Below are 9,263 nucleotides of genomic sequence, written 5' to 3'. Positions count from 1 at the left end.
GGGATTGCTGGTAATGCCCCAGCGGAGCATGGCTCCGCTCTACAGGTAGTGCGCTACCCTGTTGCTTGAATTTCGTGGGTGAAGAAACCATGCGCAGGCAATACCACTTCCGTCGGAGTGAGGCAGGTTTGTTGGCCTGGGACGTGCATCGTTTGATCGCACTGAGTCGTGACCTTCCGGTTTCCCACATCGCGCTATCAGCGGTCACCGAGCTGGACGAAGCCTATTGGTGGGATGTCGACTCACCGCCCCCGACATGCAGGCAGGTCATCGAACACATGCAGTTGGTGGAAGCAACGGACCTGCAGTACCCGATCATCCTCTGCCCGCAGGGACGGGTTATGGACGGCATGCATCGCGTGGCCAAGGCATTGCTGTTGCGGAAGGAAGATATCGCGGCAGTATGTCTTCTTGAGCTGCCTTCGCCAGATCATGTTGGCGTTGACCCCGACGATCTCTGCTACGACGAGATATGAGGCGAGCACATCGATCAGTCCCCGCCGCCATCACCGCTACCTCCGTCGCAGGACACTGCATCAGCGCAATCGCTTCCGTCGGCGAGTCGATGGCCAGGGATATCGCCAACCATCATGCCGGCGTCAGTTGCCTGGCCGCGTGCAGCGGCAGGCAGCAAGGATGTGGCGAATGCCAAGCAGAGAACCGCACCGATGACCGGTAACAGCCAGACCAGAGCGAGCTGTAGTAGACGTTGCATACCGGTTTGATCTTTGATGCGGAAGAGAAAGACGCTCGCTATCAAATTGAGAAAAACTACCAGCAGCGCAAAGAACGCAAGCCATTTCATTGGTGGCACCTCTGTGATGACGCAAGGTTGCAACAGTCTCTGTAGTGCCGAGCCACGCTCGGCAGAAGCCTTACCAGTACAGCCCCAGCGGAGCATGGCTCCGCTCTACCCAAGAACGAGCTTTCCGCAGGAACGGTTGGAACTAGCCATCCTCGCCATACAAACGCTGCGCCGACTGGAACAAGATCCAACTCGTCGCGATGAACTTGTCTCCACCCTGCGGCCGGTTGCCGCGATGGGTATGGGTGAATGCCGTAGGCGCGATCAACAGGCTGCCAGTGCGCGGTACCACCTTGCGCTGCTGGAACAGAAATTCGGTTTCGCCCTCTTCAAAACCGTCGTTGAGATATAGCGTCCACAACAGGTGCCGGTGCAGGGTTTCGCCGCTGGGGTCGCGCGGGAACAGCTCGCAGTGCCAATAGGGATAGCCGCCCTCGCCCGCCGTATACCACTGCAGGTTGATCGCGCCGGGGCGCAGGCAGGTGCGCGCGAGTTCGGATAGCGCGGCGTCGTCCATACCCTGGAAATCATCTGCGCTCAGTCGTCGCGCCTGGCCTTGCGCATCGGGTACCTGCAGCATCAAGGGCGAAATCAGCACCTGTGGATAACGCCGCAGGTAATGCAGCATGCCGTTGAACACCGCCTGCTGCAGACGTTGCTCGACATCGCGCCAGCCGTCGTTGCCGCTGATGCGCAGGTCATGGCTGCGTTTGAGCTCGGGGAATACGCCGCTGCCGACCTGGCCGGGTTTGAGCTGGGTGCTGTGGCGCAGGCGTTCGACGATGGCCGCGCAATCGGCGGCAGTCAGTGCGCTGTCATAGACCTCGATGAAGTCGGGCACGCTCATTGCGTGGCCTCTGCAAGCCGCGAGGAATGCGAGGCCAGCATCTGCCATTGGCCGTCGCGCAGCAGCCAGACGCGGGTGAAGCGGAACCTGCCCTCCCAAGGTTTGCCATCGCTGATGGCGGCCTGCACGCTGGTGCCGGTGATCACCGCGGTGTCGCCATGCTGGCGGATCTGCACGTCTTCGTTGTCGATGCGGGTGTTGCGCCGCTGGCGGGTTGTCAGCTCGTGCAGATAGTCGGCCTTGTGCTGCACGCGGCCATCGGAATGGGTAAGCAGCCAGTCTTCAGCAAGCAAAGGAGCAAGAGCCTTGGCATCACCTTGCAGGCGCAACTGGTTCCATGCCGTATCGGCTTGTTCCAGCGTTGCCGGTGTTTGTGCCCAGGCCCAGCCGGGAGCCAGCAACACCAACAGCAGAATCCATGTGCGCATCGACGGTATCTCCGGAGAGCTACCGCCGATGGTGGCGTGAACCGCCCCGCATGTGTAGTGCCGAGCCATGCTCGGCAGGGGCTTTCCAAGCAATGCCCAGCAGCGGGGCTATACCGGTAAGGTCCCGCCGAGCATGGCTCGGCATTGCAGGAGGGTTATCGGTAGTGCCGCTTTCCCGATATGGCTTGAAAGGCCGCAAAATCACCCCTCCCCAGCCCTCCCCTTGGCCTGCGGCCAACGGGAGGGGGCAGAAGCTCAGCCCTGCAGGTCGTGCTCGCGGTGGTAGCGGGTGGCTTCGGCGACTTCGTTCTTCGAGCCGAGGAACACCGGTACGCGCTGGTGCAGCTGGGTCGGGGCGATGTCGAGGATGCGCTCGCGGCCGTTGGTGGCGGCACCGCCAGCCTGCTCCACCAGCAGTGACATCGGGTTGGCCTCGTACATCAGGCGCAGCTTGCCGGCCTTGGTCGGGTCCTTCTTGTCCCACGGGTAGATGAAGATGCCGCCGCGGGTCAGGATGCGATGCACGTCGGCCACCATCGAGGCGATCCAGCGCATGTTGAAGTCCTTGCCGCGTACGCCTTCCTTGCCGGCTAGCAGATCGGCCACATAGCCCTGCATCGGCGCTTCCCAGTGGCGCTGGTTGGACATGTTGATGGCGAACTCCTTGGTGTCCGCCGGTACCTGCATGCCGCGCTGGGTCAGCACGAACTCGCCGGTTTCGCGGTCCAGGGTGAAGGCGTGGGTGCCATGGCCGACGGTCAGGACCAGCATGGTGCTGGGCCCGTAGATGCAGTAACCGGCGGCAACCTGCTGGGTACCCGGCTGCAGGAAGTGCTCGTCGCCCGGCTTATCCACACCCTTCGGCGAGCGCAGCACCGAGAAGATGGTGCCGACCGAGACGTTGACGTCGATGTTGGAGCTGCCGTCCAGCGGATCGAACAGCAGCAGGAAGTCGCCCAGCGGGTATTCCGACGGCACCGGCTGGCTGTGGTCCATTTCCTCGGAGGCGCAGGCGGCCAGGTGGCCACCCCAGGCATTGGCTTCGAGCAGGATCTCGTTGGAGATCACGTCCAGCTTCTTCTGCGCCTCACCCTGTACGTTGCCGGTGCCGGCATCGCCCAGCACGCCGCCCAGGGCGCCCTTGCTGACGGCGATCGAGATGCTGGTGCAGGCGCGGGCGACCACGGCCACCAGTTGGCGCAGGTCGGCGTTGATGCGCTTGGCATGCTGTTCTTCGATCAGGAAACGGGTCAGCGACGTACGGGACATGGACGGCAACTACCTTCAGACGAAAGGGGCGCTATTGTCGCGGCTGGCTCCACTTTTAGCGAGCCATGGCCAGACTTTGTCTTCCTGTGGACAAATCTGGACAGCACCTGCCAGCAATTGCGCAGCGTTGTTGCTGTGGTGAGGTAAAGCTCCGTCCTGGCAGGCGTAAGAGGGTTATCCACAAACGTTTGGGGATAACTCCAGATTGGAATGAGATGTGGATAAGTCCGTGGGTATTGGCTTTATCCACATGCCTCGTACCATTCAGGGCCTTGCTGGAGAACACGATGGATTGGAACCAGGCCACACATGGTTTGCTGACCGCCCTGGGCATCGGCCTGCTGATCGGCGCGGTGCGCGAGCGCCAGCATGGCGGCCGCAAAAGCCTGCAGGCCGGCGTTCGTACGCATGCGCTATCGGCCCTGCTGGGTGCGGCGGCACTGATGCTGGGTCAGGCGGTGTTCGTGGTCGCGCTGCTGGCGGTGGCGGCGCTGGCGTGGACCAGCTACCGCGCCACCTCGCGTGAAGATCCCGGCCTGACCGGCGAGATCGCCCTGTTGATAACTGTGTTGCTGGGTGGGCTGGGCATGCAGCAGCAGGCGCTGGCGGCCGCGCTGGGTGTGGTGGTCGCGATCCTGCTGTGGGCGAAGGCGCCATTGGCGCGGCTGAGCCGGGAAGTGATCAGCGACCAGGAGGTGCGTGACGCGCTGTTGCTGGCCGCCTGTGCGCTGGTGGTGCTGCCGATGCTGCCTGACAGCGCGGTCGATCCCTGGGGCGTGCTGGTGCCGTCCAAGCTGTGGCAGATCGTGGTGCTGGTGATGGGCGTGGGCATGCTCGGCCATATCGCGCTGCGGGCGGTGGGCGCGCGCTGGGGCTTGCCGGTAGCCGGGTTCTTTTCTGGCTTCGCCTCCTCGACCGCGGCAGTGGCCGGGTTTGGCCGCAGCAGCCGCGCCGCGCCGGCCTTGGTGATGCCTTCGGTAGCGGCCGCGTTATTGGCGAATCTTGCCTCGTTGCTGCTGTTTGCCGCCGTTATCGGTACAAGTTCGGCGACGTTGTTGAAGGCGACGGCATGGCCGCTGGCGGCAGCGTGCCTGGTTCTGCTGTTGTGCTCGGCGCTGGGGTTGCGCCATGTGGCCGATGAAACCGTGCCGCAGGGGCCGGCCAGCAAGACCTTCCAGCTGAAACACGCCCTGCTGATCGCCCTGGTAATTGCACTGGTGCTGTTGCTGTCCGAAGGGCTGCGGCAGCTGTTCGGGCAGGCTGGTGCCTTGGCCGGGGCGACCATTGCCGCCTTGGGTGAACTGCACGCGGCGGCGGCGAGTATTGCCGGGCTTACGGCTTCTGGTGGCCTGGAGTTGGCACAGGCGCGCTGGGGTGTGGTGGCGCTGTTGGCCTCGGCGTCATTGGCCAAGTCGGTGCTCGCGTTCGCCAGTGGTGGCGGGCGCTATGGGGCTGGCGTGACGATTGGGCTTGGGGCGATGGTGGTGACTGCGGTAGTGGTTACCTGGGTGGTGCCGGGATAGCTGCTGGATATCCACAGGGGCTTGTGGATAAGGCTTTGGAAAAGCAGGAGCTGGAGCAACGGCACCCCTCCCCAACCCTCCCCTGCGCTTCGCGCAAGGGAGGGGGCTAAGCTGCAGTTCGCGAAATGGTGAGGGCTGCAGCTATTACCCCCTCCCTTTGCCGCAGACAAGGGGAGGGCTGGGGAGGGGTGCTTTAAAGCTCTAAAGCCTTTTTCCACAGCCTTATCCACAACCTTAAGGCCACAAAAAAGCCCGGGTTTCCCCGGGCTTTTCATCACATCAGCAGCAACGCTGCATCAGCCGCGGCTGACTTCGTAGACTGCCTTTGCCACGTAGTCCAGGTTGTTCTGGCTCAGCGCGGCAACACATATGCGGCCGGTGCCGACGGCGTAGATGCCGTAGTCGTCACGCAGCTTGTCTACCTGCGCCTTGCTCAGGCCCGAGTAGGAGAACATGCCGGCCTGCTGCTGGATGAAGCCGAATTCCGGCGCGCCCAGGGCTGCCAGCTTCTGCACCATGCCGGCACGCAGGGCGTGGATGCGCTCGCGCATTTCGGTCAGCTCGGCTTCCCACACGCCGCGCAGCTCGCCACTGTTCAATACGCCGGCGACAAGCGCGGCGCCGTGGGTGGACGGGCTGGAGTAGATGGTGCGGATGATGCGCTTGACCTGCGACTGCACGGCCTTGGTCGAGGTCGCGTCCGGGCCCACCACCGACAACGCACCGACGCGCTCGCCGTACAGCGAGAACGACTTGGAGTACGAGTTGGCGACGATGAAGCTGTCGATGCCGGCATCGGCGACGATGCGCACGGCCTGGCCGTCCTGGGTGATGCCCTTGTCGAAGCCCTGGTAGGCCATGTCGATGAAGGGGAACAGCTGGCGGTCCTTCATCAACGCGGCAACCTGCTTCCACTGCTCGGTGCTCAGGTCGGCACCGGTCGGGTTGTGGCAGCAGGCGTGCAGCAGCACCACGGTGCCCGGCTGCAGCTTCTGCAGGTCGGCCAGCATGCCGGCGAAGTCCAGGCCGTGCGCGGCGTTGTCGTAATAGGTGTAATCGACCACGTCGAAACCGGCGGCACCGAACACGGCGCGGTGGTTTTCCCAGCTCGGGTTGCTGATGGCGATGGTGGCGTGCGGCAGCAGGCGCTTCAGCAGGTCGGCGCCGACGCGCAGCGCACCGCTGCCGCCAACGGTCTGCGAGGTCGCGACGCGGCCAGCGGCCAGCAGCTCCGACGCTTCGCCGAACACCAGCTTCTGGGTGGCCTGGGTGTAGGCCGGCAGGCCGTCGATGGGCAGGTAACCGCGCGGTTTGGCCTCGGCGGCCAGCGTCTGCTCGATCTGCTTGACGGCGCGCAGCAGCGGAATGCGGCCGCTTTCGTCGTAGTAGATGCCCACGCCAAGATTGACCTTGGTGGTGCGGCTGTCAGCGTTGTAAGCCTCGGTCAGACCCAGAATCGGGTCACCAGGTACCTGTTCCACGTTTGCAAAGAAGGACACGGCGATACTCGTATCAGTGGCGGGGAGTGGGGGTGCTCGGCGCGGGATGCAGCAACGACGCGCTCAGAACCGCATCATCCTAACAGGGCTGGAGCCCGCTGGCCGTAGGGTTTCAGCTGGAACTTCAGCGCGCGGGGCAATGACGTTGCCTGCGTGGATCGGAGATGATGGCCGGATGCGTACTTGTAATCGGTTTTTCGTGTTCTCGGGGCTTTTGCTGGCGTGGCCGGCCATGGCCGACGAGCTGCCCGCCACCACCCTGGATCGGGTGCAGGTCCAGGCGGCCAAGGTCCACGCGGTGGACGATTTCGACCTGCCCTCCTCCAGCACCACGTTGGCGCTGGACACCGACGGCAATGGCCGTGGCGTGCAGGTATCCGAAGTGCTGGGCGCCGTGCCCGGCTTGCTGGCACGCGATCGACAGAATTATGCACAGGACACCCAGCTGTCGCTGCGCGGCTTTGGCGCGCGCTCCACCTTTGGCGTGCGCGGGGTGCGGCTGCTGGTCGATGGGGTGCCGGCGACCATGCCCGATGGCCAGGGCCAGCTCTCCCACTTCAACGTGTTCGGCGCTGACCGGGTGGAGGTGTTGCGTGGGCCGTTCTCGGCGCTGTACGGCAATTCCTCCGGTGGCGTGCTGCAGCTGTGGAGCGCGGACGGGCAGGACGGCGACCCGTGGCGGCTGCGCAGCAGCCATGGCATCAACAACACCTCCAGCACCGGCGTGCAGCTCAAGGGCCTGGCCGGGGCCATGCACTACAACGTGGCGGCCAACCATTTCCGTACCGATGGCTGGCGTGCACACAGCGTGGCCCGCCGCGAATCGGTGAATGCACGGCTGGGCTTCGATCTGGCGGCCGGTCAACGGCTGGAGCTGCTGTTCAACGGTTTCGATGCACCGCATGCGCAGGACCCGCTGGGCCTGAGCCGCGAGCAGGTGCGCGCGAACCCGCGCCAGGCCACTGCCGTGGCCAGCCAGTACAACACCCGCAAGTCGGTACGGCAGACGCAGCTGGGCGCGGTCTACAGCGCCGAACGCGATCAGCAGACCTGGCGGCTGATGGGCTATGCCGGGCAGCGTGCGGTGGAGCAATTCCTGGCGATTCCGCCGGGGCCGCAGAACAGCCCCCTGCATTCGGGCGGAGTGATCGACCTGGACAGCGATTACGGCGGCGTGGACGCGCGCTGGGCCTGGCATGGGCAGCTGGCCGGCAAGCCGTTGGAGTTGGTGGTCGGCGCAAATGCAGACCGCCAGCAGCAGCACCGGACGGGCTACGAGAACTTCGTCGGCAGCACCCTGGGCATCAAGGGCCGACTACGCCGCGACCAGAACGACCGTGTGCAGAACATCGACCAGTTCGCGCAGGCCTGGTGGCAGTTCAGTCCGCGCTGGTCGGCATTGCTGGGTGCGCGCCACAGTGAGGTGCAGTTCCGTTCGCGCGACCGCTACATCACCGCCACCAATCCCGATGACAGCGGCAGCCGTGATTACTCGGCGACCACACCAGTGGCCGGCCTGGTATTCCGCGCCAGCGACGATCTGCGGCTATATGCCTCCGCTGGCCGCGGTTTTGAAACGCCGACCTTCAACGAGCTGGGCTATCGCACTGACGGCGGTGCGGGTCTGGCGCTGGACCTGGCCGCCGGCAGCACCCGCAACTACGAGATCGGCAGCAAATGGCGCGCGCAGAGCGGTGCGCGGCTGGAGCTGGCGCTGTTCCGCGCCGACAGTGAGGACGAACTGGCGGTGGCGACCAACAGCGGTGGCCGCAGCAGCTACCGCAACATCGGCGCGACCCGGCGCCAGGGCGCGGAGCTAAGCTGGCAGCTGCCGATCGGTGCTGACCAGCAACTGCAGCTGGCCTATACCTGGTTGCAGGCCAGCGTGCGTGAGGCCTACCTGACCTGCACCGGCCTGCCCTCGCCCTGCACCCAGCCCAGCAACCTGGTAGCGGCGGGCACCAGAGTGCCGGGCGTGCCGCGCCAGCAGCTGTTCGCGCGCTGGCAATGGCAGCCGGGGCCGTGGCAGTGGGCGGCGGAAGTGGTGGCTGCCAGCGACATCGGCGCGAACGATCTGGGCAGCGCCAACGCCGCCGGTTATGGCCTGTTGAACCTGGAGATGGCGCGGCAATGGCGCACATCACGCGGGCCGCTGCGCGCCTTCGCCCGTGTGGATAACCTGCTTGACCAGCGCTACATCGGCTCGGTGATCGTCAATGACGGCAACCAGCGCTATTACGAACCGGGCCCGGACCGCGCCTTCACCGTGGGCCTGCAGTGGCAATGGGCGCGGTGAACAGCCTCGCCGCCAGCTGAGCGTGCGCACCTGGCCGCCTCCCTTTCGCGTAGCGAAGGGGAGGGTTGGGGAGGGGTGCTTCTGCTTCTGCCGTCGCACCCACCCAACAACCATCTAAACACCCCGCTCACCCCCAACTAACAGCCCCCGGCGTAACTGTGAGCGCCCAACAGGGAGGGTTGTGCCATGTACCGCCCCGATCGCATCGAACACCCCATTGCACCGACCTTGTTTGGTGCCGATCCCAAGGTGATGCGGCGTGGCCGGCTAAGGCACCGCCAGCATGCTGCTGATGAAGTGGCGCAGGATTTCGTCCAGTACAGCCTCGACGACTACGCGCGTCGCCGGCGTGGCGCGCGCGGCTGGTTGGATCTGCAGCCAGCCTATGCATTCGCGCTGGCAACACATGCGGCGGATTGGCCGCGCGGCAGCGGCGACACCGACGTGGAACTTGCCGAGCATTGGGAGCAGGCACGCGGCGGCTCGCGATTGCGCTGGGAGCAGGTCCGGGACCTGGTCGAAGACGCATGGCTGGCGCTGGACCGCATGCCGGTGGCAGCAGTGCACGCACGCTAGGCAAGAAGGTGCGGAGGTTT

The 9,263-nt window shown here is 64.9% G+C and carries 9 protein-coding genes; 4 read left to right on the top strand and 5 right to left on the bottom strand.

Annotation, left to right across the window (positions count from 1 at the left end; translation table 11 throughout):
- The first annotated feature begins 89 nt into the window (after positions 1-89).
- The gene (locus ACVOMF_RS19615; RefSeq protein ID WP_481510758.1) at positions 90-476 is read left to right on the top strand and encodes a hypothetical protein; all 387 of its coding nucleotides are present in this window, start codon (positions 90-92) and stop codon (positions 474-476) included.
- Between the two features lie 14 nt (positions 477-490).
- Here the strand turns inward: ACVOMF_RS19615 and ACVOMF_RS19610 are convergent, their stop codons facing one another.
- The 4 genes from ACVOMF_RS19610 to ACVOMF_RS19595 all read right to left on the bottom strand — a co-directional run bounded on the left by ACVOMF_RS19610 (position 491) and on the right by ACVOMF_RS19595 (position 3,349).
- Positions 491-805, bottom strand: coding sequence for a hypothetical protein (locus ACVOMF_RS19610; RefSeq protein WP_481510757.1), 315 nt, complete (start codon positions 803-805; stop codon positions 491-493).
- 142 nt (positions 806-947) lie between these two features.
- The gene (locus ACVOMF_RS19605; RefSeq protein WP_481510756.1) at positions 948-1,652 is read right to left on the bottom strand and encodes a 2OG-Fe(II) oxygenase; all 705 of its coding nucleotides are present in this window, start codon (positions 1,650-1,652) and stop codon (positions 948-950) included.
- Positions 1,649-2,080 (bottom strand): nuclear transport factor 2 family protein, encoded by a 432-nt coding sequence (locus ACVOMF_RS19600; protein ID WP_481510755.1) that lies wholly within the window; start codon positions 2,078-2,080, stop codon positions 1,649-1,651. The genes ACVOMF_RS19605 and ACVOMF_RS19600 overlap by 4 nt, the downstream gene beginning before the upstream one ends.
- A 255-nt stretch (positions 2,081-2,335) precedes the next feature.
- Positions 2,336-3,349 carry a class 1 fructose-bisphosphatase gene (locus ACVOMF_RS19595; RefSeq protein WP_481510754.1) on the bottom strand — a complete coding sequence of 338 codons (1,014 nt, stop codon included), beginning with the start codon at positions 3,347-3,349 and terminating at the stop codon, positions 2,336-2,338.
- 287 nt (positions 3,350-3,636) lie between these two features.
- Here ACVOMF_RS19595 and ACVOMF_RS19590 point away from each other — a divergent pair, with 287 nt between their 5' ends.
- Positions 3,637-4,872, top strand: a complete 1,236-nt coding sequence (locus ACVOMF_RS19590; RefSeq protein WP_481510753.1) for an MgtC/SapB family protein — start codon at positions 3,637-3,639, stop codon at positions 4,870-4,872.
- 296 nt (positions 4,873-5,168) lie between these two features.
- On the opposite strand, the gene ACVOMF_RS19585 is transcribed toward ACVOMF_RS19590, so the two are convergent.
- Complete coding sequence (locus ACVOMF_RS19585) at positions 5,169-6,371, bottom strand: amino acid aminotransferase (RefSeq protein WP_481510752.1); 1,203 nt, start codon at positions 6,369-6,371, stop codon at positions 5,169-5,171.
- 175 nt (positions 6,372-6,546) lie between these two features.
- On the opposite strand from ACVOMF_RS19585, the gene ACVOMF_RS19580 reads away from it, so the two are divergent.
- Together ACVOMF_RS19580 and ACVOMF_RS19575 are read left to right on the top strand one after the other, a co-directional pair.
- Positions 6,547-8,667 carry a TonB-dependent receptor family protein gene (locus ACVOMF_RS19580; RefSeq protein ID WP_481510751.1) on the top strand — a complete coding sequence of 707 codons (2,121 nt, stop codon included), beginning with the start codon at positions 6,547-6,549 and terminating at the stop codon, positions 8,665-8,667.
- 252 nt (positions 8,668-8,919) lie between these two features.
- Complete coding sequence (locus ACVOMF_RS19575; protein ID WP_481510759.1) at positions 8,920-9,243, top strand: hypothetical protein; 324 nt, start codon at positions 8,920-8,922, stop codon at positions 9,241-9,243.
- The last annotated feature ends 20 nt before the right edge of the window (positions 9,244-9,263 follow it).

The sequence above is a fragment of the Stenotrophomonas sp. STEN022 genome (assembly GCF_056760155.1).
Note: the sequence above shows the minus strand (reverse complement) of the source record. Positions and strands in the feature narration are given on the sequence as shown.

Bases quoted from the DNA above. Each gene is read 5' to 3' on its own strand.
- ACVOMF_RS19615 (WP_481510758.1), top strand. From the start codon at position 90: ATGCGCAGGCAATACCACTTCCGTCGGAGTGAGGCAGGTTTGTTGGCC.
- ACVOMF_RS19610 (WP_481510757.1), bottom strand. From the start codon at position 805: ATGAAATGGCTTGCGTTCTTTGCGCTGCTGGTAGTTTTTCTCAATTTG.
- ACVOMF_RS19605 (WP_481510756.1), bottom strand. From the start codon at position 1,652: ATGAGCGTGCCCGACTTCATCGAGGTCTATGACAGCGCACTGACTGCC.
- ACVOMF_RS19600 (WP_481510755.1), bottom strand. From the start codon at position 2,080: ATGCGCACATGGATTCTGCTGTTGGTGTTGCTGGCTCCCGGCTGGGCC.
- ACVOMF_RS19595 (WP_481510754.1), bottom strand. From the start codon at position 3,349: ATGTCCCGTACGTCGCTGACCCGTTTCCTGATCGAAGAACAGCATGCC.
- ACVOMF_RS19590 (WP_481510753.1), top strand. From the start codon at position 3,637: ATGGATTGGAACCAGGCCACACATGGTTTGCTGACCGCCCTGGGCATC.
- ACVOMF_RS19580 (WP_481510751.1), top strand. From the start codon at position 6,547: ATGCGTACTTGTAATCGGTTTTTCGTGTTCTCGGGGCTTTTGCTGGCG.
- ACVOMF_RS19575 (WP_481510759.1), top strand. From the start codon at position 8,920: ATGCGGCGTGGCCGGCTAAGGCACCGCCAGCATGCTGCTGATGAAGTG.